20 protein-coding genes are annotated in these 25,630 nt (G+C 63.9%); 6 read left to right on the top strand and 14 right to left on the bottom strand.

What is annotated here, in order from left to right; genetic code table 11:
- Positions 1-396 precede the first annotated feature (396 nt).
- The 6 genes from P0D68_RS31000 to P0D68_RS30975 all read right to left on the bottom strand — a co-directional run bounded on the left by P0D68_RS31000 (position 397) and on the right by P0D68_RS30975 (position 9,090).
- Positions 397-2,253 carry a serine aminopeptidase domain-containing protein gene (locus P0D68_RS31000; protein ID WP_408298135.1) on the bottom strand — a complete coding sequence of 619 codons (1,857 nt, stop codon included), beginning with the start codon at positions 2,251-2,253 and terminating at the stop codon, positions 397-399.
- The gene (locus tag P0D68_RS30995; protein ID WP_091793813.1) at positions 2,237-2,497 is read right to left on the bottom strand and encodes an acyl carrier protein; all 261 of its coding nucleotides are present in this window, start codon (positions 2,495-2,497) and stop codon (positions 2,237-2,239) included. Before P0D68_RS30995 ends, P0D68_RS31000 begins: the two co-directional genes overlap by 17 nt.
- An 80-nt stretch (positions 2,498-2,577) precedes the next feature.
- Complete coding sequence (locus P0D68_RS30990; RefSeq protein WP_408298137.1) at positions 2,578-4,203, bottom strand: amino acid adenylation domain-containing protein; 1,626 nt, start codon at positions 4,201-4,203, stop codon at positions 2,578-2,580.
- A gap of 336 nt (positions 4,204-4,539) precedes the next feature.
- Positions 4,540-5,805 (bottom strand): virulence factor family protein, encoded by a 1,266-nt coding sequence (locus P0D68_RS30985; protein WP_408298139.1) that lies wholly within the window; start codon positions 5,803-5,805, stop codon positions 4,540-4,542.
- Positions 5,802-8,354: a bifunctional lysylphosphatidylglycerol flippase/synthetase MprF gene (gene mprF / locus P0D68_RS30980; RefSeq protein ID WP_408298301.1), complete on the bottom strand. Its 2,553-nt coding sequence runs from the start codon at positions 8,352-8,354 to the stop codon at positions 5,802-5,804. The genes P0D68_RS30985 and mprF overlap by 4 nt, the downstream gene beginning before the upstream one ends.
- 586 nt (positions 8,355-8,940) lie before the next feature.
- A complete protein-coding gene (locus P0D68_RS30975) occupies positions 8,941-9,090 on the bottom strand; it encodes a hypothetical protein (RefSeq protein WP_177204974.1) in 150 nt (49 codons plus the stop codon).
- A gap of 227 nt (positions 9,091-9,317) precedes the next feature.
- Here P0D68_RS30975 and P0D68_RS30970 point away from each other — a divergent pair, with 227 nt between their 5' ends.
- Positions 9,318-10,715: an MFS transporter gene (locus P0D68_RS30970; RefSeq protein ID WP_408187172.1), complete on the top strand. Its 1,398-nt coding sequence runs from the start codon at positions 9,318-9,320 to the stop codon at positions 10,713-10,715.
- Between the two features lie 72 nt (positions 10,716-10,787).
- Here the strand turns inward: P0D68_RS30970 and P0D68_RS30965 are convergent, their stop codons facing one another.
- The 5 genes from P0D68_RS30965 to P0D68_RS30945 form a co-directional block, all read right to left on the bottom strand.
- On the bottom strand, positions 10,788-11,282 hold the full coding sequence (locus P0D68_RS30965; protein WP_408298141.1) for a DUF421 domain-containing protein: 495 nt from the start codon (positions 11,280-11,282) through the stop codon (positions 10,788-10,790).
- Positions 11,283-11,414: 132 nt separating this feature from the next.
- Positions 11,415-12,068 carry a glycosyltransferase family 2 protein gene (locus P0D68_RS30960; protein WP_408298143.1) on the bottom strand — a complete coding sequence of 218 codons (654 nt, stop codon included), beginning with the start codon at positions 12,066-12,068 and terminating at the stop codon, positions 11,415-11,417.
- Positions 12,065-12,670, bottom strand: a complete 606-nt coding sequence (locus P0D68_RS30955) for an SAM-dependent methyltransferase (RefSeq protein WP_408298145.1) — start codon at positions 12,668-12,670, stop codon at positions 12,065-12,067. The genes P0D68_RS30960 and P0D68_RS30955 overlap by 4 nt, the downstream gene beginning before the upstream one ends.
- Before the next feature lie 24 nt (positions 12,671-12,694).
- Positions 12,695-13,882, bottom strand: coding sequence for an acyl-CoA dehydrogenase family protein (locus P0D68_RS30950; protein WP_408298147.1), 1,188 nt, complete (start codon positions 13,880-13,882; stop codon positions 12,695-12,697).
- A 193-nt stretch (positions 13,883-14,075) separates the two neighbouring features.
- Entirely contained in the window at positions 14,076-16,049 is a 1,974-nt protein-coding gene (locus tag P0D68_RS30945) for a PAS domain-containing hybrid sensor histidine kinase/response regulator (RefSeq protein WP_408298149.1), read from the bottom strand.
- A 194-nt stretch (positions 16,050-16,243) separates the two neighbouring features.
- Here P0D68_RS30945 and P0D68_RS30940 point away from each other — a divergent pair, with 194 nt between their 5' ends.
- The gene (locus tag P0D68_RS30940) at positions 16,244-16,480 is read left to right on the top strand and encodes a hypothetical protein (protein ID WP_091800452.1); all 237 of its coding nucleotides are present in this window, start codon (positions 16,244-16,246) and stop codon (positions 16,478-16,480) included.
- Between the two features lie 80 nt (positions 16,481-16,560).
- Here P0D68_RS30940 and P0D68_RS30935 read toward each other — a convergent pair whose 3' ends face one another.
- Both P0D68_RS30935 and P0D68_RS30930 read right to left on the bottom strand, forming a co-directional pair.
- Positions 16,561-17,610, bottom strand: a complete 1,050-nt coding sequence (locus P0D68_RS30935) for an NAD(P)/FAD-dependent oxidoreductase (protein ID WP_408298151.1) — start codon at positions 17,608-17,610, stop codon at positions 16,561-16,563.
- A gap of 236 nt (positions 17,611-17,846) precedes the next feature.
- A complete protein-coding gene (locus P0D68_RS30930; protein WP_408468794.1) occupies positions 17,847-19,433 on the bottom strand; it encodes a methyl-accepting chemotaxis protein in 1,587 nt (528 codons plus the stop codon).
- 343 nt (positions 19,434-19,776) lie between these two features.
- On the opposite strand from P0D68_RS30930, the gene P0D68_RS30925 reads away from it, so the two are divergent.
- Positions 19,777-20,886 (top strand): porin, encoded by a 1,110-nt coding sequence (locus P0D68_RS30925; protein WP_408298155.1) that lies wholly within the window; start codon positions 19,777-19,779, stop codon positions 20,884-20,886.
- Between the two features lie 89 nt (positions 20,887-20,975).
- Positions 20,976-22,010: a nucleoside hydrolase gene (locus P0D68_RS30920; RefSeq protein ID WP_408298303.1), complete on the top strand. Its 1,035-nt coding sequence runs from the start codon at positions 20,976-20,978 to the stop codon at positions 22,008-22,010.
- A gap of 68 nt (positions 22,011-22,078) precedes the next feature.
- On the opposite strand, the gene P0D68_RS30915 is transcribed toward P0D68_RS30920, so the two are convergent.
- Positions 22,079-23,002 carry a LysR family transcriptional regulator gene (locus P0D68_RS30915; protein ID WP_408298157.1) on the bottom strand — a complete coding sequence of 308 codons (924 nt, stop codon included), beginning with the start codon at positions 23,000-23,002 and terminating at the stop codon, positions 22,079-22,081.
- 104 nt (positions 23,003-23,106) lie between these two features.
- Between P0D68_RS30915 and P0D68_RS30910 the strand changes: the two genes are divergently transcribed.
- Entirely contained in the window at positions 23,107-24,432 is a 1,326-nt protein-coding gene (locus P0D68_RS30910; protein ID WP_408298305.1) for an NCS2 family permease, read from the top strand.
- 79 nt (positions 24,433-24,511) lie between these two features.
- Positions 24,512-25,609, top strand: a complete 1,098-nt coding sequence (add, locus tag P0D68_RS30905; RefSeq protein WP_408298159.1) for an adenosine deaminase — start codon at positions 24,512-24,514, stop codon at positions 25,607-25,609.
- The last annotated feature ends 21 nt before the right edge of the window (positions 25,610-25,630 follow it).

The raw sequence follows: 25,630 nt of genomic DNA, 5'->3' as shown, positions 1-25,630 counted from the left end.
CGAAGCGCGACGCTATCAGCGGCTTCGGCCGCCCGTTTGAGTTCGTGTAACGACAAGGCAAGCTCCTGTGCGGCAAGGACAAATCAGCAGAGAGTTCACCAGGAGGCAGGTTGCAGCGGACATAAAAAAACCCGCCTCGTGTGGCGGGTTATGTGTCACTGCTATCAGACGCGCGCTAACCCACCATTCGATGAATGATGCTAATAATCAGCGCAATACGGATGTCGAGGCAGTTCATGCGTTCGATCTTCGTTGACTTGAGGCGCTTTGTCAATCCCTGTTGATTGCGATGCGCGCAGGGTTGAGCGCTCTGCATTGCGCACAACCCTGCCGGACGCGGCGCTTACGCGCGATAGTGAACAGCGTCACAGCTATCCCAAACCGCACCCGTCGATCTCAACGCTGTAGAGCCTGCGCGACGTGCAACCCGTGATCCGGCACGGCGGCTGGACGCCGCGCATTCAAGATACGCTCGCGCAGAAACCGGTCGAACTGCGCCATCACCGCGTTACGCGCGGACTGTGAAAAGAGCGCATGGTCGACCTTGCCGATCAGTTTCACATCGATGTTATTCAGCTTATCGAGGCGATTACCACGGGGTCCGAAATGAATTTCCAGTGCGTCCAGTCCTTCATCGAGCGAACCATAGATCAATGACGTCTGCACACCCTTGCGCTCCAGGTCGAGAACGAGTCTGCGCACTACGCCGCCCGGCGTGCGTTGGCCGAGCAGCCACTCGAGCCCTTTACCGGCGCGAGAGGAAAGGCGCGCGCCCAAACGCCGAGCGAGTTCGATCGCGATCGTCCGGCCATTTGCCTGGCCGGTCAACAAACGTAGCCATTTACGCGGATCGCGCATGGCGCGCCGGTAGACGACGCTCGCCGCCATATGGCGAGCGCCGGGCCGCGTTTGCGCGCCATCCCACGTGAAAAACGGCAGATTGACGGCCGCGCAACCCACCACTGCCGGGTGCGTCTGCGCCGTATGCAGGCTGACGTAGGCACCTGTGCACACGCCGAACATCACGGTTTCCGGATACCCTGCCGCCACGAGCCAATCGACACCCGCTTTGGCATCCGCGAGCGCATATTGCGCGTACACCTTGTCGAGCGACAGCGCGGCGTCACGACGCTGACTATCGCCGATGCCGCTCAAGTCCATGCGCAACGAGGCGATGCCCTTGGCCGCCAGATAGCGCGCCATCAGCACCGTGAAGCGGCCATCGCCGATACGGTGCACGCCGCCGGTATTGACGAACAATACGGCCGGCGCACCTTCACACGCTCGCCGCGGCTGACAGAACACGCCGGCATAGCCGCCGCCCTCAAACACCACCGGCGTTTCGCGCCCATGCGCGAAATCGATCTGCGCGGTCGTTGCGCCCGCAAGCATCTCGACGCGCGGCTCGGGTTCAGTGAGCGCGGCGGCACCGAACCATTCGAGCACGCTCGCGAACGCCTGATCCGGGGTTTCGCTGTAACTGGGATTGACCAGAAACTTGCCGTATTCGCCGAAAAATTGCAGATCGGTTGACGCACCGTGCGTCTGATAATGCGTGGCCACGCGCTTCAGACGCACGCTCTCATTCAGATCCTGCAGTAAGACGCGCCGCGCGGGCGATTGCGTAGTCCGTTCGAGATCGACCGTGGCGAGCGCTTCGAGCGTATCCGGATACAAACGGAAGCCGTGTGCTCCGACCGTGTTGGCGGCCTCATCACCGAGGCTGACTCCGAGCGCCTGCTGCGAACTGAGCCAACTCTGATGCTGAAGCTCCAGCTCACGCATGTAGCCCTTGCCCGAACTGACTGGCATGAGCAGCACCAGATCGTCGACGCCGCCCATCTGTTCGGCGGCCAGCGCCGCCAGCGTCGCGCCAAAACGCAGCCCGCACAGACTCAGGCGCGTCACCGCGGTTTCGGCGCGCAGCCACAGCGCTGCCGCTTCGATGCTGTCGAGCCACGCACGCATGCGTTGCGGGTCGTCTTCGTTGCCGCTCGAATCGCCCGTGCCGGGATAGTCGAAGCGCAGCACCGCGATACCGCGCGCGGCGAGCCTGTCGGCGAGGTCACGCCAGCCTCGATAAGTGCACAGTGCTTCATAGCCGAACGGGTTGCACAGCACGACGCCCGTTTCGGGTTGCGTGCCTGCCGGGCGATGCAGCCATCCGAAACAGCCGCCGAACGTAACGGGTGTCATGGTGAGCTGAGCGGGCGTGATCGGCCGACGCAGCGCTACTTCAGGTTCGCGTTGCAATCGACTCCTCCGGCACGATGAGCGCGATCACGCTTGCGAGGGAATCGATGCTTTCAAACATCTCATGCGTGATCAGCGCGCCTGGAATCTCCACGGCGAATTCGTCCTCGATGGCCATCATCACGCGGACAGCGCCGAGCGACGACAAGCCGGCGGCGTAGAGACCATCCTGATCGCCGAGCGTATCGACCGATACGGCGAGACAGGCGGTCTGGCGAAGAATGCGGCGCACATGAGTCTTCATTCTGATTTCCCCGATACTTCAATTTTTCAACGCGGCACTCATCCATCGAGCGCGCACAAGAAGACGTTGCCGCACCGCGCTCAGGTGAGCACGTCGCCGGTCACACAGTGCTCAGCGAGAGCCCTCTTGTCGACCTTGCCATTTACATTCAGCGGCAACGTGTCCAGCATCACGACCCGTTGCGGTACGGCATACGCCGGCAAGCGCTCACGGCATGCCTGCAGAATCCGCGCGGCACCGCGTTGCGCACACGCCACGAAAGCCACCAGGCCAGCCGCGCGCCCCACTTCGTCGACCGGCCACGCGATGACCGCGCATAGCGCCGCCTGACTGCATGATCGAACGACATGCTCGACTTCTTCGAGCTCGATACGGTTGCCGCGAATCTTGATCTGCGTATCCAGCCGGCCTTGAAACACGATTCCCTGACCGGGCACTTCGCGCGCGGCGTCAGCGCTCCGATACCAGCGCGACGCGCGGCAGCCCGGATACAGGTTCGAAATGAATCGGCGATTGCCGGGGTCATCCGCCGACAGATACCCGGACGCGACCTGCGGGCCACCAATCAGCAATTCACCGCTGATGCCCGGCGCGACCGGTTCGAGCGCGGCGTCCACGATCAACAACTCCATGCCCGGTAACGCACGGCCAAGCGGCATCACCGTGTGGCGCGGATCGGCGAGAAATGCCGCAGTGACTTCGAAGGTGGTGCACGCAACCGTCGTTTCAGTCGGCCCGTACATGTTGAGAACCCGGCTGTTCGGCGCGGCGCGCCGCCACGCTTGCACCAGCTGAAGCTGCAGCGGTTCACCGCCGAACAGCGTCACGCGCAGGCTGGGGAATTCGTCCGGCTGCAATTTGCGGAACTGCTGCATGAAGGCCGCGACAGAAGGCACGCTGCTCCAATGCGTGATTGCGTGTTCCTTGATGAAGGCCGCGTTGTAGATCGGCTCGACCGTCTTCGGTACAAACAGGCATGCGCCGTTGGCCCAGCACACGAACATGTCGTGCACCGAGGGATCGAAGGAAAGCTCGCATAACTGCACGTAGCGCGCTTCGGGAAGCTTTTCGAACAATTCCAGTTGCCCCGTCACATAGGCGCAAGCATTCTCGTGCGAAATCGGTACGCCCTTGGGTGCGCCGGTCGAGCCTGACGTGAACAGAACGTAGGCCTGGTCGTGCAACGCGCGAGGACTGGCCGCTTCGGCCTCGTTTGGCCCGTCAGGTAGCCGCGTCTGCGCGCAGCGGGCAGATGCCTCGCAGACAGGGGATGTCTCCCTGAATTCCTGGGAGACTGTTCTGACTTCTTCGCTTACGTCGTCGAGCAGGAGAATTTTCGGCGACTCGTCCAGCAGCGACACCACTTCGTCGAGTAATACGGCGCATCGCCGGTCGACCAGCATGACGGACGCGCCCGATTGCTCGATTACCGCGGCAATACGTGCAACCGGCACGTTGGGATTGAGCGGCACGTAAGCGCAACCAGCCCTGAGGATTCCTAGCAAACCCGCATAGGCATCTATGCTGCGATGGGCGAACAACAGGCAGCGTCGCGCTTGGCCGGCTGGCAATACCGGGCCCAAGGCGGCCGCGATCCGACAGGCTCGCGAGGCAACCTCGCCGTAGGAATACGAGCGCTCGTCGACCCATAGCGCGGGACGATCCGGCTCACGCGCGGCAGTATCGAAGAAGAATGAATCCAGCATTCACGGCCTCGACGCATGGGGCACAGTACCGGCGTTCCCCACCCGGTCGCGCGAGCGTGCCGGAGTGGCGGCCAGCCATGCCAGTAGCCCGCTGCCGGGCAACTGAGCTACCCGGCGGCGTGCTGCATTATCGTAGGAGAATTCACAAGACAAAGACGCGGACAGCAACCGGCCACGCAGGCTCTTCGCGCGCTACCGCTTGATGAGCCCGACGGTCAGGTCTTTGTAAGGATCATAGATGCCGGTGAGTCCGGCCTATGTGCGATAGCGCTCTCAACAGACGAATGAGCATTCGTCGGCGTGCCGCCGTCAGCACGCCGGGGCGCTGCGGCGATATCAGTTGCGCACGCCGCTCTGCTTCCTGAAGGCGCTCAGAATGCGCTGTTCCAGCGAGTTGTAATCGCCGCCGAAGTGGTGATCGCCCGAGGTGCGAATCACTTCCACGCCGGTTTTCGTCAGCGACGGACACAAGGTGTCTTTTTCGTTCTCGCCGTAGAAGCACTGCACGATCGCGGGCGGCACACGGGTCAATTCCGGCTGGACTTTCAGTGCCTTGTCGCTTGCCGGCATGCCGAGCCAGCCGCCCACGCGGATCTGAAAGTCGGCGTCCGGCGCGAAGCCGAGCAACGCGATCAGCGATACCTTCTCGCGCAACGCGGGCGGCAGACGGTTATAGGCGAACGGCATCACGTCCGCACCAAACGAATAGCCGACGAGCGCGACGTGCTGTGCGTTCCAGCGTGCGCCGTAGGTTTGCATCATCCGCGCGAGGTCGCGGCTGGTTTGCGCAGGCGGCTTCTCGCTCCAGAAATAGCGCAAGCTGTCCCAGCCGATCACGGAGACGCCGTCTTTCTGCAAAGCCTGGGCGATGGTCTTGTCGAGATCGCGCCAACCGCCGTCGCCGGATATCACGATCGCCATCAGGCCGTTCGGATGCGCTGCCGGCAATTCGATCAGCGGCAGATCGGACACATCGTCATCGCTCGTCGACACCGCTTGCAGATGTGGCGTGACCAACGCAACGAGCCGCGTGCGATCGGCGCTACCCGTAGCCACTTTTTCGATGAAACCCGGCACCTTGTCGCGGATCACCGTCGGATCCGGCGGACACGGCTGGAAGCGCGGATCGAGCGTGCGCTCGGCGTCCACCGCGACCGCGCCGGCAATCGTATTCGAGGGTGCCTGTTCGAGCACGTGCATGGCGAGCGTCGCGCCCTGCCCGGTACCCACGACGATCGGCGCGAAATAGTGGCTCGATTGCGACTGCCGTTCGAGCTGGTGGCTCAACGCTTCGGCATCACCCACCAGCTGATGGCAGGCTTCTTTCTTCGCGCCGAGATTGGCCGCATAGCGGGCGGTGTCGACGCCGACGGTCAACGCACCGGCCTTCGCAAGCGCATCGGCGCTTTGCTGATCCGCCGCGCTCCAGCCGCTGGCTTGCGAGTACAGCACCACGAAGCCGCGCAACGGACCTTCCGGCTGCGTGACCTTCACGTCGCCATAACGGCCGCCTGGCACGGTGGTGGTCGCGGCGTGCGCAAGCGCGCCGCCAATCACGAGGCCCGCCACCACGGCGGCCCGGAAGAACGAATGCAATGTCATGAACGCCGGCCTCCCGCCAGCAATGACAGGTCCGCGAGCGTGAAGAACACGCCCACCGAACCCGACGCCGCGAGATAGCGCGGCTCCCAATGCGGCTGGAATTTGCTCTTGAAAGCGCGCAGTCCGCGGAAATTATAGAAATGGCCGCCGAAACGCCACACGATGCCGGCGAACCGGTGCCAGCGCGAAGCGAGCGGCGTGGGCTGCATGCCGGACAGCGGCGCGATGCCGAGGCTGAGCGAGCGGAAGCCCGCCTGCTTCAGATGCAGCGCAAGTTGCGTGAACAGATATTCCATTGCATAAGGCGATGCGCTTGCCACATGACGCATCACGCCGACCGTCGCTTCGGTGTTCATATCGGTTGTCATGAAGGTGACGAATGCGGCCGGCTCGCCGTTCTGACGCACCAGCATCACCGATTGCGCCGCGAGGTACTCATCCGTGAATGCGGCGACCGAAAAGCTCTTTTCGCGCGCGTCGCGGCTGTCGAGCCAGCCATCGGAAATCTCGCGCAGCGTTTCGAGCGACGCGGGCACGTGCGCCTGATCGATCACTTCGACGGTGAAGCCATCACGCTCGCCGCGCTTGAGCGCATAGCGAAGATGCGCGCGATGCGAGCCCTTCAGATCGAAGTCGTCGAGCACGACATGCGCTTCTTCACCGAGTTTCATCAGCGTGAGACCGGCGTCGAGATAAAGCGGCAACGCGTTGGCGCGCACCTGATAAAACGCCGCGCGCCCGCCGTGGGCATGCGCGAGCGCGACGAACTTGCTGATCAGAGCGGCCCACTCTTCGCGCGGCCCCACCGGATCGTGCAAAGCGGCCCATGTGCGGCCATATTTCGCGTACATCAGAAAAGCCTGACGCGACTCGGAGAACAGGAAGCTCTTGTCGCCCATCAGCGCGAGGCCGGCGTCGCTACGCTCCTGCGCGCGAACGATGCGCGCCGCGTCGTGCAGATCTTCCGGCGCCGGCTTGACGAAGCGGCCCGGTGCGGGACGCAGCAACTGCCAGAACGAGAACACCGCCGCAAAGAGGCTGGCGGCCAGCGTCGCGCGCAGCGCACGCGGCGCGCGTTCGTCGAAGGCGAATTGCCACCACAGGTCGCGCGTGTACGGCACGTCGCGAAAAGCAAACAGCATGACCCACGTGGCGAGCATCAGCACCATCGCAACCGAGACCAGCCAGCCCGCGGTAAAACGCTCGGCGAACAGCGAGGAATGACGGTTGAAACGCTGGCGCGTGGACAGCAGCAACATGATCAGCATGCCGAGCACGCCGGCTTCCACGAACGCAAGACCTTTGGTCAACGACAACGCGAGACTCAGCACTGCCAGCATGAGCGTCATCCACCACGCGGCGTCCAGCCGCCGCAGCAAACCACGCGCGACGAACAGCAGCAGCACGCCGAGCACGCTGCAGAGCATCTGCGAACTTTCGAGCACCCACAGCGGCAGCACGTCGCGCAGAATGCGGATGCGTTGCCAGAACGCGGGCGTCGCGCTGGAAATCACCAGCATGCCACCCACCACGAACGTGACGAGACTCAGGAACAGCGGCGCGAGCTTCGAGGCGGCGGCCGCGTGTTGAAACGGCAGTCGGCTTTTCAGCGCCCGTCCCTCGAAACCGGCGAGCAGCGCGGCCGAGACGATCAACGGGACACCGAAGTAAATCGCACGATACGCGAGTAACGCGGCAACCATATGATGCGTTTGCACGCTACCGTTCAGCGTGAACACCATCGCCGCCTCGAACACGCCGACGCCCCCCGGCGTATGGCCAATCATGCCGAGTAGCATGGCCGCGGCGTAGACCGTGATGAAGGTTAAGAAGCTCACGTCCGCATGCGGCAGCAGCGCCCACAAAGCGAGGCCGGCGGCCACCACGTCGAGGACGGCGAGCGCCACTTGCGCGAGCAGATCGCGGCGCGCGGGAATGTCGAACGAGAGCCACTGCCAGCGCGTGCGGACCGGGCGCGTTTCACTGCGGCATGCGGTGGCCGCCAGTCCGAGCACGACGAGCAGCGCCGCACCGCCCCAACGCAGCGTGACCGGTTCGAGATGCAGCATCGGCGCGAGCGTGCCGGCCACGCCGAGCATGCCGAGCGCCGTCATCAGGACTAGCGCGAGCGCGAGCGAGACGCTCGTGAACACCGTCATGCGCCCGATCTGCGCGGGCGTGACGCTCGCCACGCTGTAGACGCGCGCGCGCACGGCGCCGCCTGTCAGCGCACCGAAACCGGTGGCATTACCGAGTGCGGAGCCCGCGGTCGCACCGATCCACAGCGCTGCACGCGGCACGACTGCGCCCAGATAGCGCAAACCGACGGCATCGCGGCCGACCAGCGCCACGTAACTGAGCGCGGTGGCGCCGAGCGCGGCGGCCCATTCGCCGGCCGTCAGTTCACGCAACTGACGCATCACCGAGCGATAGTCCACCGCTTGCGAGAGATGTTGCAAGACGACCAGCAGCAGCGCGCCAAGCACTAGCGCGAGCAAGGGCGAGAGAAGCCCGCGGTCAGAGAGCGTTTTCGATGCACGGTCGAACATCGCGCCTAGCCGGTCGAATTTATTGTTATATCGATGGAACATGGTCAATGCGGGGCCTTGCTTGGAGCTGTCACGACGACAATTCGTCCGCCGCGGCGTCGCCTCTTATTGGCGATTACAAATGGATAACGGCACAGAGGTGAAAAGGTTGACAGTGTGAGCCCTGACGCGGGGTTTAACCTGGGCCCGCTGCATCGAATGCGGCACGCGGCGTGACAGAGCGAAACGCGTGAATAAACGGTCGATATTGCCGATCGGATGGCAACGACACGCACCGCCTTTCGGCAGGGGCTGAAGTTTAAACGCTATTTGCGCGCTGCGAATGAAGAATCGACGGCGCGTGGTGACGGCCGGACAGGATGGGGATGGAGCGCAAGTAGCGGGTCGCACTGGTGTCGATGACACTTTTGATCAGCGCGTTGATGACGCGCAGCGATCCGTGCGCGCGAAGCAACGCTCGACATTGTCGAACGGGCCTCGCGGCTACCTCACGCAACGGCACGCGAAAGCGTGCCGTGCAAACAGCAGCGGCGCAACGCTGCGCCCTGCTCTGGGAGTCAGCGCGCGAAGAGCGCGCCGCTTTTGATTACTCCGGACGACGATGCGCTTCAGCGATCACCGCGCAATTTTGCAGATGGAGGTTCAGTGCATGCAGCGCCAGTGCGCGCAGCTTGCCGAGGAACGTGTTGCTCGTGGAGACAGTAGCGCGGGCGGCGGCGTTGGAAGCGGTGTTCATGACAGACTCCTGTATAGGGTTTATACCTAGGCAATAACCCGATTATACCGAGCTTCTGTCGCACTGCAACAAATATCAATAAAGTGACCGCCCTTTGCGGTACAAGGCCCGACGCTACGCAGACAATCTTAAAAAGGGTGACATCGGAGCGTTGTCTTTTAACCATGCGCACCGTACAGGTGCAATAATGCCTCTTTGACCGTGAACGCCCGACGCAGCCCGCCTTCATGACCGTCGTCCAGAAAGCCCTGATTGCGCCCCTTATCGTCGCGTGCGCGATGTTCATGGAAAGTGTCGACGCGAATGTGATCGTCACCGCGCTGCCGGCCATGGCGCGCGATTTCGGGCGCGATCCGGTCACGCTGAAAATCGCGGTGACGAGCTATGTGCTGGGACTCGGCGTGTTCATTCCCGTGTGCGGATGGCTCGCCGACCGGTTCGGCGCGCGCACGATCTTCCGCACGGCAATTGGCATTTTCGTGACGGGCTCGCTGCTGTGCGCCGCTTCGAACTCACTCGCCACCTTCACGCTCGCGCGCTTCGTGCAGGGTGTGGGCGGCGCGATGATGGTGCCGGTCGGGCGGATCATCATTTTCCGCGTGGTGCACAAGTCCGACTTCATCCGCGCGATGAACTACCTGAGCGTCCCCGCGATGCTCGGCCCCGCCGCCGGACCGCTGCTCGGCGGCTTCATCACCACGTATCTGCACTGGCGGCTGATTTTCTTCATCAACGTGCCGATCGGCATTCTCGGTATCTATCTGACCAACCGGCACATCGCCAACACGCGCGAGCCGGACCCGGGTCCGCTCGACTGGATCGGTTTTTTTCTTTCGGCTGCCGGCGCGGTGTTGCTTCTGCTTGGGCTGTCGCTGGTCGGCGGCGAACTGATTTCGAATCGCGACGCGCTCGGCATGTGCGCATGCGGCGCCATGTTGCTCGCGGCTTATGTCGCCTACGCGCAGCGCGTGCCGCTTCCGCTGCTGGACTTGCGCTTTTTCAAAGTGCCGACGTTCCAGGCGAGCGTGCTCGGCGGTTCGCTGTTTCGTATCGGCCTCGGCGCGTTGCCGTTTCTATTACCGCTCATGCTGCAGGAAGGCCACGGCATGAGCGCGTTCGAATCCGGCCTGATCACCTGCGCGTCCGCATTCGGCGGCATGTTCATGCGCACGGTCGCCTCGAGCGTGCTGCATCGTTTCGGTTTTCGTTCGGTGCTGGTGGTCAACGCCGCGTTGTCGGGAATCTCGATCGCGGCCTGCGGACTGTTCTTCCCCGGCACGCCGACGTGGATCATCTGGATCGTGGTGCTGCTCGGCGGATTCTTCCCCGCGTTGCAGTTCACGAGTCTGAACTCGCTGACTTATGCGGAAATCGCCAGCCGTGACGTGGGACGCGCCACGAGTCTCGGCAGCGTGGTGCAGCAGATGTCGCTCGGGCTGGGCGTGACGATCGGCGGTATCGTGCTGCAAATCTCGCGCGTGCTGCACGGCCATCCCGGTATCACGTGGTCGGATTTCTGGCCGGCATTTCTGGTGGTCGGCCTGTGCTCGTTCGCGTCGATTCCGGTCACGCTGCGCATGCCACATCGCGCGGGCGAGGAGATCTCGCGAGGCGGTCGCGGCTGATTAGTTGTCGATCGGCTCAACGACTGAACGGCTGGGCGGATTTATCGGTTACGCGCCCGGCACGGGCACGCTTCAGGCCTTCTTTCGGATCACGCTCACCTCACCGTTGCGTTCGAGAATCGCCGCGGCCACATCGTTCATTGAACGTGAGCCGGTTTTCTGGCGCACGCTCTCCTGAACATCGGTCGGCGTGATGAGCGCGGCGTCCATTTCGCGTGAGTTGAACTCGCCGTTGCTGAACACTTCCCGTTCGACACCGCCCACCAGCCGCTCCAGCACGGACGAGCGAATACACGCCCACGCCAGCAAACGATGACACACCACGATCGCGAACGACGCCGCCACCGTTGCGACAAACGGCGATGCCCCGACGATCGCCCGGCTCAGCGTTGCACCGAGTAGTATCACCACCACGGAATCGAACGGCGAGCGTTGTCCGAACGAGCGCCGCCCTGAGATCCGGATCAGCACAAGCGCGACCAGAAATACGACGATCGAACGAGCCGCCATCTGTAGCGGATCGAGTGTCCTGCCCTGACCGAACAGCAGGAAGATTGCGTCCATCATGCCACCCTCCTCGCGGCGTACTGCCGGATTAGGCGAGTGTTGATTACGCGCGCCGGAAACATTGGGCGGCTCCGTACGCCTTATGCGGTCGCTTTAGCCGACTGCTTGTGAGCACCGCTTTACCCGACCGCTTCAACCAACCGCCCACCCCGCCAACGTATCGCCGAAACCACCACGCGCGCGAGCTGCCGCACGCGCACTCGTAATCACGCGCGGCGCCGCGCTCCACGCGATACGCGCACCTATCGCGATCAGCCGATCCACCAGCGCGACATCCTCGCTGCACGTGAGCGGCGGAAAGCCACCCGCGCGCCGGTACGCGTCGGCCGATACGCCGAGGTTCGCACCGTGAATATGTCGATGACCGTCCGCATCCACGTAAGTCTTGCGGAAATATTCGCGTACGCTGTGCGGATGCGGGGTCCAGTCGTCGACGGCAATCGAGCCGCACACCGCGTCCGCGTCGAGCGAAAGCTGGGCGACGAGCCAACCCGGCGACACTCGGCTGTCGGCGTCGGTAAACGCGAGCCAGCGCGCGCCATCCGCAAGCAGGAAGTCCGCTCCGCTCGCACGCGCAATGCCGACATTGCGCGCTTTCAGTGTGAGCGTCTCGACACCGTAAGCACGCGCAATCGCGCCGGTAAAGTCGTCGCAGTCGTCGAGCACCACCACGATGCGAACCGTTTCCCCCGCCAGCTCCTCATGACGCGACGCCTCGATCAGGGCCGCGAGGCAAGGCGCCAGCAACGCCTCTTCGTTATGCGCCGGAACAATCACGCCGATCATAGGAGCCCCTCGCGCTGCGCGACCGAACGGGCGTCGCGCGACCAGACGTCGATCAACAGATCGGCTTCATCGTGATGCGCGAGACGCGACAGGCCGCAGCGTGCATCGAACAACGCATGCGCGGCGTCCGCGGATTCGAGCGCTTCGGCGAAGGGCCGGCGCCAGTGACAGGCGAGCAGCGTGCCGTCCGTCGTGAGCGACGCGGAGACTCGCGAAGCCAGCGTTTCGAGTTCCGCGGCGTCGAGGTAGTAAGCGAATTCGCTAATCACGATCAGATCGAACGGGCCGGCCTCGGTTGGCCACTCGCCCGGCACCGTGCGCTGTTCGACACGAACCTGCGGCGCGCCGCCGACGCGCTCGCGCGTCAACTGCACGGCGCGCGCGTGCAGGTCCGCGGCGAGCAGCATGTCGCAGCGCCTCGCCAGTTCAACCGTCAGTTCGCCGTTCGCACAGCCGGGTTCGAACGCGTTCCGGTAGCGCGGACGCGGCAGCAGCGCGAGCGTGAGCGAGCGCTTGCGGCGTTCGTACCAGCCTTCGCGCAGCTTCCACGGATCGTCGCTCTGTTGATAGAGTTCATCGAAGTAGGTGGCGGGCGAGCTCATGTCAGCGGCCCTCCGTGACGGGTGTCAGAGCATCCACGGGGCACCTCCGGCATCGCGATCATCACCGCCCTTGGCTGCCTCGTCCGCTCCCGCGGCGGCGCTCAACTCACCGAGCGCGGCAAGATCGCGCTCCGCGTGGCTTTGCCGCAGAAACACCGGCAGGTCCGCCAGCGCACGCGCGAAGCGCGCATTGCGGCACAACGGGCCGGCCCCGAGCGTACGCGTTGCGTGATTCATCACGGCGCTCGCGGCTTCTTCCACCACGAGGCGGGCACGCATCGCTCCGCGCTGCGAATCGGCCAGCGGATTGGCGTCGATGTGCGCCGCGGTCTCGCGCAATACCGCAGCGGCGCCCGCCAAGGCAACCTCCACCGCACCGAGATGCGCAAGCCGATGCGAATCCGCCCGCTGCGTGGACGCTTCCTGCAGCATCCGGCCGATTTGCGCGGCGGCGCCGTACCAGCACGCCGCGATACCGGCGCCGCCGTGCCAGAAGCCCGGCCGGCGCACATAGTCGTGCGCGCCACCCACCAGCGTTGCACAAGCCTGGTTGAACGTCACGTCGGCGCTCGCCGTGGCCTGCATGCCGACGGCTTGCCATTTCGACGTATCGATCGTGATCGACGGCTGATCCATCGCCACGGCCGCAAGCACCGGTTCGCCATCCAGCCACGCGGTCACGAGCGCATGCGTGACGACAGCGGCGCCGGAGCACCACGCTTTCGTACCGGTAAGATGAAGGCCTTCGCCATCGCTTCGGAATCCTACTTTGACGGCCTGGACGCGCGCGTCGGGCGGCTCGGCGGCCCACACACCCCAGCGGCTTCCCGCCGGCGCCTCCGGGCCGTGCAATTCCGCGAGAATAGCGAGCGCGTCAGTGTGCCCTTCGAACAGTTTGACGAGGCCGAGATCGCACGCCGCCACCGCGGCGAGCGCGCGCCAGCGCGCGAGCGTCTCGCCGTGGCCCGGCAAGGGCACGACCGGCGCACGGTCATAGCCGCGTTCGACCAGCGCGCTCAACACGCCGCCCAAGGCGACGGAGTCGTTCGGATCGAAACGCGTGCCATGCAGATAATCTTCGAGCGATCCGGCAAGTTTCGCTTCCGTGCGCGCGCGACGCCCCGCGTTTTGCGGAGCCTCGGGGGTGATCAGGCCGGAGCCGTGCGGCGGCCGGGTAGTGACGCCGGCCCCACGTTCACGCGTATCGAGCATCGTGCCTCCTGAAGCTGTTCGATCGATTGCCGGCAGATCCTCAAAAGGGACCGCCGGCCATACGAGGCGGACAGCAAGCGGCGTGCCTCAGCCGGCGAAAGGCGGAGCACGCCAAGGTTTCTTCAGGAAAGCGGAAGCACGCGCAGACTGTTGTCGCGCTCTGGAATGAAGGAAGCGCGGGCTGATTCGAGCGCTAGCCAGTAGCGCGCCCGCTACGCCGCGCCTCGACCTCCGCGAGCAACGTATCGAACAACGCGAGTTCCACGGGCTTCACGAGATGCGCGTGGAAACCGGCCCCGCGGGTGCGCTCGCGATCCGACGCCTGGCCGAAACCGGTCATCGCGGCGTACATCGTATCGGCGAGCGCGGGCATCTTGCGCAGCACCGCGATGGTAGCGTAGCCGTCCATCTTCGGCATCGCGATGTCGATCACGGCGAGGTGCGGCGCGAAGCGCGGCGCGACCTGCAGCGCCTGCTCGCCCTCGTAGGCAATGCGCACTTCGTGGCCTTTGAGTTCGAGCAGCATCGCGAGACTGTCGGCGGAATCGCGATTGTCGTCGACCAGCAGAATGCGCAACGGCGCGACCTGACCGCTTGCCGCATTCGCCTCGTCGTTGGCTGCATCGGACGGCGCGGCGGCCAGCGGCAGACTCAGCGTGAACGTACTGCCGCTGCCCGGCCCCTCGCTGCTCGCGACAATGCTGCCGCCGTGCATCTCGACGAGTGACTTGCACAGCGTGAGGCCGATGCCCAACCCGCCTTCGCCCGAGCTCTGCGCATCTTTTTCCTGGGCGAACAGTTCGAAGATCTTGTCGAGCGAGCGCAGAGGAATACCGCAACCGCTATCGCGCACTTCGAGCACGGCCATGTGAAAATCGATGCGGGACGAAATTTCAATCACACTGCCCACCGGCGAAAATTTCGACGCGTTGTGCAAGAGGTTCTGCAGCACCTGGACGAGACGCGTCATATCGCCTCGAACGAAGATCGGCTCGACCGGCATAAGCAGCACGACGCGCTGCTCGTGCGCGTCCGTAAACGGCCGGGCTGCCTCGACGCCGCGCGCCACCACCTCGGCCAGATCGATGCGGCCGAGGCGCAACTCGACCTTGTTAGACATGATGCGGCCGACATCGAGCAGATCATCGACAAGCCGAGTGAGGTGCGTAACCTGGCGGTCGATCAGATCGCGCGAACGCGCGAGCGTGGGGCTGACACCGGTTTCGAGTTGCATCACCCCGATCGCATTGCGCACCGGCGCGAGCGGGTTGCGCAATTCATGCGCGAGGGTCGCGAGGAACTGACGCATGCGTTCGCCCGAACGCTCCAGTTCTTCGCGCTGACGCCGCTCGGTCAGATCGCGCGTGACCTTGGCGAAACCACACAGCCGGTTCGATTCGTCATGTATCGCCGTGATGTTGACGTTGGCCCAGAACGTCGTGCCGTCCTTGCGCACCCGCCAGCCTTCGTCCTCGACGTGGCCGAGTTGCCGGGCAAGCGCCAGTTCACGCGCGGGCTTGCCCGCCGCCGCTTCCTCCGGCACGTAGAACACCGAGAAATGCTGACCGACGATTTCATCGCGCGTATAGCCTTTGATGCGCGCGGCGCCGGCATTCCAGCTCACCACATAGCCTTGCGGATCGAGCATGAATATCGCGTAGTCCTTGACACAGTCGACCAGCAAACGGAAACGCTCTTCGCTTTGCCGAAGCGCTTCCGTGTACTCGCGTTGCGCGGTCAGGTCGCGCGTGATCTTGGCGAAGCCGGTAAGAATGCCGGCGTCGTTGCGGATCGCCGTGATCACGACGTTCGACCAGAAGGTCGTGCCGTCCTTGCGGACACGCCAGCCTTCGTCCTCGAAACGGCCGGTGAGCGACGCCTGTTGCAGTTCGTAGGCGGGCCAGCCGCGCGCCACGGCTTCCTCGGTGTAGAAGCGCGAAAAGTGCTCGCCGATAATATCCGTGTCTGTGTAACCCGCCAGTTTCAGTGCCCCGCCATTACAACTGACGATCCGCCCGGTCGCATCGAGCAGGAAGATTGCATAGTCTTCGATCGCCTGCACCAGAGACCAGTAATCGACATCGGCAGCCGGGTTCATGCGAGCCGGCGCCGCAGCCTTGGCAGGTTCGCCGTTTTCACCGGTAGAAGGGACATCGAGCTGTTTCATGATTTCAAAGGATGAGGGTTACGTGCAAAAGCATACACCGGCATCCGCTGGCCGCATCCGTTTATGGTGTGCCAACAAAGGACTGGCCGGCGGGCTTCGCGCCGCAATCCACGTGGAAAAACACCAGCTGGCGGGCCAGGCCTCCCGATTGCTACTGCCTGATCGCACCATCATCAAACGAACAGGAGTTGCAATTGAAAAGAGCATTTACCAGCCTCGCCCTTGCTGCAACATTGGCATTCACTTACACCGCAGCGCAAGCGGAAGGCTGCACCAAAGGCGCGGTAGTGGGCGGCGTAGCCGGCCACGTTGCGGGTGATCACGGCGTAGCGGGCGCGGCGGCGGGTTGCGCAATCGGCCACCACGAGGCCAAAAAGAAGGACAAGGAAGCCAGAGCGGCGGCCGGCGCCAGCGAATCCGCAGGAAAGTAAAAGGCGTGTAGAAAAGAGCCGGTAGTGACCTCTCCCGATCTCTGCCGGCCCGATCTCGATGCGCTAGTTTCGCGGCACATTTAACCGGCAGCGCTGACCTTTTCCGCCAGCTTCGCGTCGTAACTGGAGTGGACGTGCACGCGCTTCTTCTCCGGATACGCGTACGCGTATGCTTTGCGCAGTGCCAGCGACGCCTCATGAAAACCCGACAGAATCAGTTTCTGCTTGTTGGGATAATTAGCAATGTCGCCAACCGCGAAGATGCCGGGCCGCGAGCTCTCGTAGTTGGAGGTATCCACATCGACACGGCCGGCGTGAATCGACAGCCCCCATTGCGCGATCGGTCCGAGATCGGCAACCAGTCCATATAACGCGACGATGTGCTCGGCCGCGAGTTGCGTCTCGCCCTCGATATGCCGCAAGGTGATCGACTTCAATGCATCGTCCTCTACCTGGAGGCCCGCAATCGCGCCGACCATGAAGTCCATCTCGCCCGCTTCGACCGCGCGCCGCATCGACTCGACACTCGAATCCGCCGCACTGAAACCGCTGCGCCGATGCACCAGCGTCACCCGCCGCGCGACCTTGCGCAGCGCCAACGCCCAGTCGAGCGCGGAGTCCCCGCCGCCTGCCACCACCACGGTCTTGCCGGCGAAATCGGCAATACGCGGCACGCTGTAGTGCACGTGACGCGACTCCAGCGGCACCGCTTCGGCCAGCGCCAGCTTCTGCGGCACGAACGCGCCGTTGCCGGCCGCCAGCAGGATCGCGGCGACATCGAACACGAGACCGCGATCGGTACGGACTGTCCAGCGCCCGTCGTCGCCCTGCTCGACCGATTCAACCCGCTGACCGAGATGAATCGGCGGGTCGAACGGCTTGCATTGCGCAAGCAGGCGCTCGACCAGTTCACGCGCCGTGCAGGACACAATGGCGGGAATATCGTAGATTGGCTTGTCCGGATAGAGCTCGATGCATTGGCCGCCGATCTTGTCGAGCCCGTCGACGATCTGGCACGACAGGCCGATCACGCCTGCCTCGAAAGCGGCAAAAAGCCCAACGGGGCCCGCGCCCACGATCAGGACGTCGGTGCGGATCGGCGACGATGGCTGGTTGGCGGCGGAAGTCATGCGCGCTCTCTTCGGATAAAGTGGATGACCCACCATACAGAATCGCCCGTAGCCCGGCAACGATGCCATTACCATCGGTAAGGGTGCTCGGCGCGGCAAAATACGGATGACGTTGCGCGCGTGGCCGGCGTGAACGCCGCAGCTCAAACGCGGTTCAGAAAGCGGTCTCGCCGAACGCCCCTGCTCGAAGGCTGCTCGAAATGCAGCCTGGCCGATCCCCTCCGCCCGAAGGCCGCTTAATAAACGGCCTCGCGCCGCGCAGTATCACTCGCGACCTTGAAGGCCGCGGTCAATTCGCTCAATTGCCGCGCCTGATCCGCGAGCGAGTTGGCGGTCGCCGCGCTTTCCTCGACCAGCGCGGCGTTATGCTGCGTGACCTCGTCCATCTGCGTGACGGCGAGGCTCACCTGTTTGATCCCTTCGCTCTGCTCCTGCGAGGCCGTCGCAATCTCGCCGACAAGGCGCGCCACGCGCCCGACCGCGGCTTCGATTTCCTGCATCGTCTCGCCCGCCTCGTTGACGAGCCCGGCGCCGCTCTCGACGCGCGAGGTCGACTCCGCGATCAGCGAACCGATTTCCTTCGCGGCCGCCGCCGAACGCTGGGCGAGACTGCGCACCTCGCCCGCCACCACCGCGAAACCGCGCCCTTCTTCACCGGCGCGGGCGGCTTCCACGGCCGCGTTCAACGCGAGGATATTGGTCTGAAACGCAATGCCTTCGATCGCGGTGATGATGCCCGTCATCTTCGACGAGCCCGCGTGAATCACGCGCATCGTCTCGACCATGCTGCCGACCGAATCGCGCCCGCGCGCGGCCATCTCCGAGGCGCGCAACGCCAGTTCGCTCGCGTGCTGCGCGTTCCCGGCATTCAGTTGCACGGTCGACGTGAGCTGCTCCATCGCCGCCGCGGTTTCTTCGAGCGACGCGGCCTGTTCCTCGGTGCGTTGCGACAAATCGAGATTGCCCGCGGCGATCTGCTGGGTCGACGAGGCGATCGAATGCGAACCGGCCCGCACGGTGGTGACGGTCGCGCCGAGTTTGTCCTGCATCGACGCGACGCCGCGCAACAGCGTCGCCATTTCGTCGTTCGAACGAATCGGCACCTGGGTCGTCAGTTCGCCGGCGGCAATCGCATCGAATTGGCGTAGCGCGTCGTTCAGCGGCGCCATGATCGCGCGGCGCAACGTGCGCCAACTGATGAACGCTACCGTGAGCCCCACCAGAATGCTGCCGATGCTCGCGTACAGGAGCGTATGAAAGAGCGTGGCGGAGCGCTCGTTCGCGTCGCTCGCCTGCTGGTTCAGATAGTTCTCCAGATCACCCTGACTCGCGTTCATTGCCGTATACAGGCCGATCAGATGATTCGCGCGGCTTTCGTCCATCCAGCTCGCGTCGCCCGTACGGATCGCTTCGATCAGTTTGTCGATACCGTCGCGACGCACGGCGGTGCGCTTCGCGTCGAGATCCTCGGTGAGGCGCTGCAGTTCGGGCGTTTTCGGCAGGTCGCGAAAGGTGTTCCACCACTTGTCCGACTCGCCGAGCAGCATGCGGGCGCGCTCGAGTTGCGTGGTCAGTTGCGGCGAGTGCGGGTTGCTCATCGCCCAGTCGAGTCCGAAACGCGCCCGCGACATTGCCGTACCTGATTTGCCGAGCGCGACGACCGAGGCGAAATGAACCGAGTAAGCGTCGCGCTGCGCCTCGTTGCTTTCGTTCATACCGAGAATGCCGAGCACGCCGGTAGCGGTCAGCAATATGCCAAGAAACGCGATGGTGATCGCGATCCGCAAGTTGATGGTCAAGTTCCTGGTCAAGTTCCTGGTCATGGTGGTTTTTATCGCTCTGGCTGGTTTGGCGCTCTGGCTTTTGACGTACGGCCCCCGCGCACGTAAGCGGCTATATGTTCCATATATGGAAAGCTTAACCGTATTTGGAAAGTATAACGATCCACGACTTGGCGAAAAAATAATATTTGGCCAACGCGGTAAACGCGCAACACGCCGGTGACCACCCGTTTCGCCGGTGGTCAAGGCCCACGAAGTTGAATAAATTAAATTTATGTAACTATAAAAAAACAACATTATTTTTATAACGACCGTCTTCGTATAGTCGAGCCCAGTTCAAATGCGCCTCACGCCAGGCGCCCTCTTTTCCCGCTACTGGACCACGATGAAACTACTCAAGTTCGCCCCTCTCGCGATCGCCGGCGCGCTCTCCAGCGCCGCGCATGCGCAAAGCAGCGTGACGCTGTATGGCCTGATTTCGGCGGGCGTCGGCTACGCGACGAACCAGGGCGGCAAGAACGCGTGGCAGGCGCTCTCCGGCACCAATCAGAATCCGCGCTGGGGTTTGAAGGGCGTCGAAGATCTGGGCGGCGGTACGGCTGCGATATTCCAGCTGGAGAACGGCTTTAACGTGATGACCGGCACCGCGTCGCAAAACGGCCGCCTGTTCGGCCGCCAGGCGTTCGTCGGGCTCGCCAGCAAGAAGTACGGCACGCTGACCTTCGGCCGTCAGTACGACACGGTGCACGACTATGTCGGCCCCGTGATCATCGCGAGCAATGGCGTGAATATCGGCGACAACGACAACGGCTATAACGACATCCGCGTGCAGAACGCGGTCAAGTACGTCACACCCGACTATCACGGCCTGAAGGCCACCGCCGAATATGGTTTCAGCAACGCGACCGGTTTCGCCAACAACAATGCGTACAGCTTCGGCGCGGGTTACGAGCACGGCCCGCTGAAGTGGAGCGTGGTGTACGCGCAGTACAACAATCCGTACAGCGCGACCAACCAGGACGGCGCGATTTCGAACGACTACGCCTCGTCGCTGCTGATCTTCTCGAAGAGCGCACTGCATCCCGCCGCGTACGCGAGCAAACAGCGCATCTTCGGCACGGGTGGTTTCTATACGATCGGCGCGGCGCAATTCGCGGCGCTCTTCACGGATGTCCGCTACGATTATCTCGACAACTCGCATCTGCATTTGCAGAACTACAACCTGAACCTGAACTACCACGTTACGCCCGCCTTCATTCTCGGCGCCGCGTATGCCTTCACCGACGGCAAATACGACGTGATCAACACGAGGCCCAAATGGCATCAGGTGAATCTGCAGGCCGACTACTTCCTGTCGAAGCGCACGGACGTCGCGCTCACGGTGATCGCGCAGCAGGCGGCTGGCGACGCGCAACACGCGCAGATTTTTGCCTACGCCCAATCCACCAGCATCCGTCAGATGATCGCGACGGTCGGCATGCGCCACGCGTTCTGACGATGATGAACGCCTCCGACACGAAACAGGACCGCCGCGCCTTTCTTCGCAAGGCGATGGGCCTCGCGGCCGGCGCTTCAGCCTGGCCGATGCTGGCGGGCGCGGCGGGTTCCGCGAGCGCATCCGCTGCGGCCGGTACGGCGAACGGCGCGTCGTCCAGCGCCGGATTGCAGGCCGGCACGCGACGCAGCGTGATTATCGATTGCGATCCGGGCCAGGACGACGCGATTGCGATTCTGTTCGCGCTCGGCGCGAGCGAGCGTTTCGACGTGCGCGCGATCACGACAGTGGCGGGCAACGTGCCGCTCGATCTCACCGAACGCAATGCGCGTATCGTGCGCGACTGGGCCGAGCGCACGCATTCGCTGCCGATTTACGCGGGCTGCCCGCGGCCGCTCACGCGCGAACTGATCACCGCCGCCAACGTGCATGGCAAAACCGGACTCGAAGGCGTGCCGCTGCATGAGCCGCTTGCACCGCTCGCGCCGCAACATGCGGTCGCCTTTCTGATCGACACGCTGCGCGCAGCACCGCCGCACAGCGTGACACTCTGCGCGCTCGGACCGCTGACCAATCTCGCCACCGCGCTCACGGAGGCGCCGGAGATTCGCAACGGCATCCGCGAAATCGTGCTGATGGGTGGCGCTTTTTTCGAGCGCGGCAACATTACGCCTGCCGCCGAGTTCAACATCTACGTCGATCCGCAGGCCGCGCAAATCGTGTTCGCGAGCGGCGTGCCGATCGTGGTGCTGCCGCGCGACGTGGCAGTGAAAGCGCCGATCACGCCGGCGCGCATCGCGCCGATCCGCGCGCTCGGCAATCGCTGCGGCACCATGGCCGCCGACATCATGGCCGCCGAAGTGGCCTATCAGAAAGGCCGACGCGGTATCGAATCCGCGCCGATGTACGACCCTTGCGCGACCGGTTACCTGATCGAGCCGTCCCTGTTCAAGGGACGCGAAGTCAACGTAATGATCGAAACGGTGGGCGAATGGACGCTCGGCGAAACCGTCGTGGACTGGAGCGGCCACAGCGGCCGCAAGCCGAACGCGACGTGGATCACCGAGGTCGACGCGGACGGCTTCTATGCGGCGCTGCGGGCGCGGCTCGCCACGCTGCCGTGAGTTTCGGGTTTAGCGTGCGTTTAAGCGTGTGCGTCGGGACAGTCGTGATGCGAACCGGGCGCGCTGCGTCAGATATGCGCGGCGATCCACTCGCGGCAGGCTCGCACATGCGGGCCGCGATCGTCGCCGGCGAGCGAGATCAGCGCGATCGAACGGCTCACGCGCGGCTTGTCGAGCCGCAACGCGACCAGTTCCGCGTCGTGCAGATGCATCGTGTAGAGGCTCGGCAGCACGGCGATCGCGAGGCGGTTGCGCACCAGTTCGTACAACGGTTCGGTGTACTCGAGGCGGTACGCGACGTTCAGTTGCAAACCTTCCGCGCCACCGGTGCGCTGCAACGCCTCGCTCACGCTGCCGCGCACGAATGCGGCGAGATCGCGGCCGACCAGCTTCGACCACGCGAGGCTCTTCTTCTGCGCGAGCGGGTCGTCGCGCCGCACCACCACGACGATCTGATCCTCGAACAGATCCTGGTAGCGCAGTGCGGCGGCGTCGTCGTCCGGGCTGGACGCATCGGGCTCGTGCACGCCGATGCCGAAATCGGCCGCGCCCTGGCGCACGGCGTCGAGCAACGCGGTGTTCGGCATATCGTTCAACGTGAAGCGCAGCGACGGTTGCTGCGCGCGCAACGCGCAGAGCGCGGGCAGCAAGCGCGCCGCGGCCGAGGGAATCAGTCCGATACGCACCGTCTGCACGCGTTCGGCGAAGGTGCTGGCCATGTCGTCGAAAGTGCCGCGCGCCTGGTTGAGCAGGCGTTCCGCGAGCGGCAGGACGCTCGCGCCGGCATGGGTCAATGTCAGCCGATGCGCGGAACGCGCGAACAAGGGCCCGCCGAGCAGGAATTCGATCTGCCGGATCGCCGCGGTCAGCGCGGGTTGCGTCAACGCGAGCGACTGCGCGGCCTGCGTGAAGCTGCGGGCATGCGCTAGCGTGACGAAGTACTGGATTTGCCGCAGCGTGAGCGCGGGCAGCAGGGAAGAACGGTCGGTCATGGAAAGCAATGCATCGACGCAATGCGCAGCAGTATAAATGGCATGGTTACAGGATGAATCAATTGATCAATAACGAATCTTCAAGCGCCGATGCAACGAGCGGCATGTCGCTTGCAAACGGCGGCTGGCTCGAACGGCGTTTCGCGCTCGGCGCGCGCAAGACCGGCGTGCGGGTCGAGACGATCGCGGGCATCACCTCGTTTCTCGCGGCCGCGTACTTGCTGGTGGTGATTCCGTCACTGCTCGCCGCGGGCGGCATGGATCGCGGCGCGGCGACCACCGCGACGATCCTCGTATTCGTGCTGAGCACGGTGCTGATGGCGCTGTACGCGAACTTGCCGTTTCTGGTCGGACCGGGTATCGGCGGCTCGGTGATTCTCGGCATTACGCTTGCGGGCGAACATGTCGCGTGGCAAACGGGGCTCGGCATCGCGTTCGTCTCCGGCGTGCTGTTTCTGATCCTGACGCTGGTGGGTGCGCGCAGTCTGGTGGTGCGGCTGATTCCGGCGCAGATCAAGCTCGGGCTCGGCGCATCGATTGGTTTGTTCATCGCGGTGCTCGGCTTTCGCAATGCGGGCATGGTGATCGCCAACGCGAAGACCAATGCGCTCGCGCTCGGCGACTTTTCGCGGCCAGGCACACTCGTCGCGCTGGTCGGACTCGGCGCGGCAGTCGTTCTGCAAGGACGCCGCGTGCCCGGCGCCATTCTGTGGGCGATCCTGATCGCGGCCGCCACGGGCGTGCCGCTCGGCGTCACGCATATGCCAGCGTCGTTTCTGTCGTGGCCACACAGTATCGCGCCGATCGCGTTCAAACTCGATATCGCCGGCGCGCTGAGCGTCGCGTCCATTCCGTATCTGTTCGTATTCTTCGCAGCCGAATTCTTTTCCACGCTCGGCACCACGCTCGCCGTCGGTGCCAAAGCGGATCTGCTCGACGAAAACGCCAATCTGCCCAATATCAACCGGCCGTTTCTGGTCGATTCGATTGCCGCGACGCTCGGCCCCGTATTCGGCATTCCGGCGCTCACCGCGTTGGTGGAATCGGCGGCGGGTGTGGAAGCGGGTGGCCGCTCCGGCCTGTCGTCGCTCGCCGCGGCCGCCATGTTCGCGCTGATGCTGCTGTTCGTGCCGGTCGCGCTGGCGATTCCGAAAGAAGCGACCGCGCCCGCGTTGATCCTGATCGGCCTGTCGATGTTCAGCACGATCCGCCACACGCATTTCGACGACTTCACCGACTCGCTGCCGGTGCTCTCCATGGTGCTGCTCACGCTGATGTCGAACAGCTTCGGCACCGGCATTGCAGGCGGCCTGCTCTGCTACGTCCTCGTCAAACTGCTCGCGGGACGTTTCCGCGAAGTGCCGTGGGGCCTGTATGTGCTGGCCGTGCCGCTCGGCTACTACTTCTATACCGTGGTCAAGCCGCACTGAGCCCCGCGCCTTCGCGCCACGAGTTCACCTTGCATTCGCACTACACTGAGTTTTGCGCACTACCGAATACCATACCGACATGAAAGAGACAATGGGTAACGTGCCCGCATCGCGTCTGAACATCGGGCTGACCGACGCGCATCGCGCCTTCTTCAAGGCACTGCCGAAAGCCGAATTGCACTGCCACCTGCTGGGCGCGGTGCGTCATGAGACGTTTATCGCGCTGGCCGAAAAAAGCCATGCGCCGCTCAGTCGCGAGGAAATCGATTCTTTCTACAAGCGTGGCGAAAAACCGGTCGGCGTGCTGCGCGTGCTGCGCGCGCTCGACGAACATCTGCTCACGCAAGCGGACGATCTGCACCGTATCGCCTACGAATATCTCGCCGATGCCGCCGCGCATCAGGTTCGTCACAGCGAATTCTTCTGGAATCCTACCGGCACGGTGCGCGTCTCGCACATTGCCTATGCCGATGCGCAAGCGGCAATCGTCACCGCCATTCGCGACGCCGCGCGCGACTTCGGCATCAGCGCGCGGCTGATCCCGAGCATCGATCGCGAAGCCGATCCCGACGAAGCCGTCGCGCTGGTCGACTGGATGTGCGCCAACCGCGCCGACGAAGTGGCGGGCCTCGGCATCGACTATCGCGAGAACGACCGGCCGCCGGAACTGTTCTGGAAGGCATATCGCCACGCGCGCAACGCTGGCTTCAAAACCACCGCGCACGCGGGCGAATTCGGCATGCCGTGGCGCAATGTCGAAACCGCGGTCGATCTTCTGCAGTGCGACCGCATCGATCACGGCTATACGATCGTGGACAATCCGCAACTGGCCGAGCAATACGCCGCGCGGGGCATCGTCTTCACTGTGGTGCCGACCAACTCGTACTACCTGCGTACGCTGGCCCCGGACGTGTGGGCTGAACAACATCCGCTGCGGCGCATGCCGCAACTCGGCCTGAAGATCCATCCGAATACCGACGACCCCACGCTGCACAAAGTGAACCCGAGCGAAGCATGGCAGTTGATGTACAGCCACTTCGGGTTCAGCGTCGCGGAACTGCGGCAATTCATGCTGAACGGGATTGACGGCGCGTGGGTCGACGAGGCCACGCGCAACACGTGGCGCGCGGAGTGGGCGACGGAGTTCGACAAGCTCGCTGCCACGCTGCCCGCCTGATCCGAACACGCGAAGCGGCGC

Source organism: Paraburkholderia sp. RL17-380-BIE-A (genome assembly GCF_046028085.1).
GTDB lineage: Bacteria > Pseudomonadota > Gammaproteobacteria > Burkholderiales > Burkholderiaceae > Paraburkholderia.
Note: the sequence above shows the minus strand (reverse complement) of the source record. Positions and strands in the feature narration are given on the sequence as shown.

Coding starts and splice junctions, on each gene's coding strand:
- P0D68_RS30930 (WP_408468794.1), bottom strand. CDS start 19,433: ATGACCAGGAACTTGACCAGGAACTTGACCATCAACTTGCGGATCGCG.
- P0D68_RS30945 (WP_408298149.1), bottom strand. CDS start 16,049: ATGAAACAGCTCGATGTCCCTTCTACCGGTGAAAACGGCGAACCTGCC.
- add (WP_408298159.1), top strand. CDS start 24,512: ATGAAAGAGACAATGGGTAACGTGCCCGCATCGCGTCTGAACATCGGG.
- P0D68_RS30965 (WP_408298141.1), bottom strand. CDS start 11,282: ATGATGGACGCAATCTTCCTGCTGTTCGGTCAGGGCAGGACACTCGAT.
- P0D68_RS30915 (WP_408298157.1), bottom strand. CDS start 23,002: ATGACCGACCGTTCTTCCCTGCTGCCCGCGCTCACGCTGCGGCAAATC.
- mprF (WP_408298301.1), bottom strand. CDS start 8,354: ATGTTCGACCGTGCATCGAAAACGCTCTCTGACCGCGGGCTTCTCTCG.
- P0D68_RS30950 (WP_408298147.1), bottom strand. CDS start 13,882: ATGCTCGATACGCGTGAACGTGGGGCCGGCGTCACTACCCGGCCGCCG.
- P0D68_RS30995 (WP_091793813.1), bottom strand. CDS start 2,497: ATGAAGACTCATGTGCGCCGCATTCTTCGCCAGACCGCCTGTCTCGCC.
- P0D68_RS30960 (WP_408298143.1), bottom strand. CDS start 12,068: ATGATCGGCGTGATTGTTCCGGCGCATAACGAAGAGGCGTTGCTGGCG.
- P0D68_RS30970 (WP_408187172.1), top strand. CDS start 9,318: ATGACCGTCGTCCAGAAAGCCCTGATTGCGCCCCTTATCGTCGCGTGC.
- P0D68_RS30920 (WP_408298303.1), top strand. CDS start 20,976: ATGCTGGCGGGCGCGGCGGGTTCCGCGAGCGCATCCGCTGCGGCCGGT.
- P0D68_RS30910 (WP_408298305.1), top strand. CDS start 23,107: ATGTCGCTTGCAAACGGCGGCTGGCTCGAACGGCGTTTCGCGCTCGGC.
- P0D68_RS30955 (WP_408298145.1), bottom strand. CDS start 12,670: ATGAGCTCGCCCGCCACCTACTTCGATGAACTCTATCAACAGAGCGAC.
- P0D68_RS30985 (WP_408298139.1), bottom strand. CDS start 5,805: ATGACATTGCATTCGTTCTTCCGGGCCGCCGTGGTGGCGGGCCTCGTG.
- P0D68_RS30925 (WP_408298155.1), top strand. CDS start 19,777: ATGAAACTACTCAAGTTCGCCCCTCTCGCGATCGCCGGCGCGCTCTCC.
- P0D68_RS30990 (WP_408298137.1), bottom strand. CDS start 4,203: ATGCTGGATTCATTCTTCTTCGATACTGCCGCGCGTGAGCCGGATCGT.
- P0D68_RS30975 (WP_177204974.1), bottom strand. CDS start 9,090: ATGAACACCGCTTCCAACGCCGCCGCCCGCGCTACTGTCTCCACGAGC.
- P0D68_RS30935 (WP_408298151.1), bottom strand. CDS start 17,610: ATGACTTCCGCCGCCAACCAGCCATCGTCGCCGATCCGCACCGACGTC.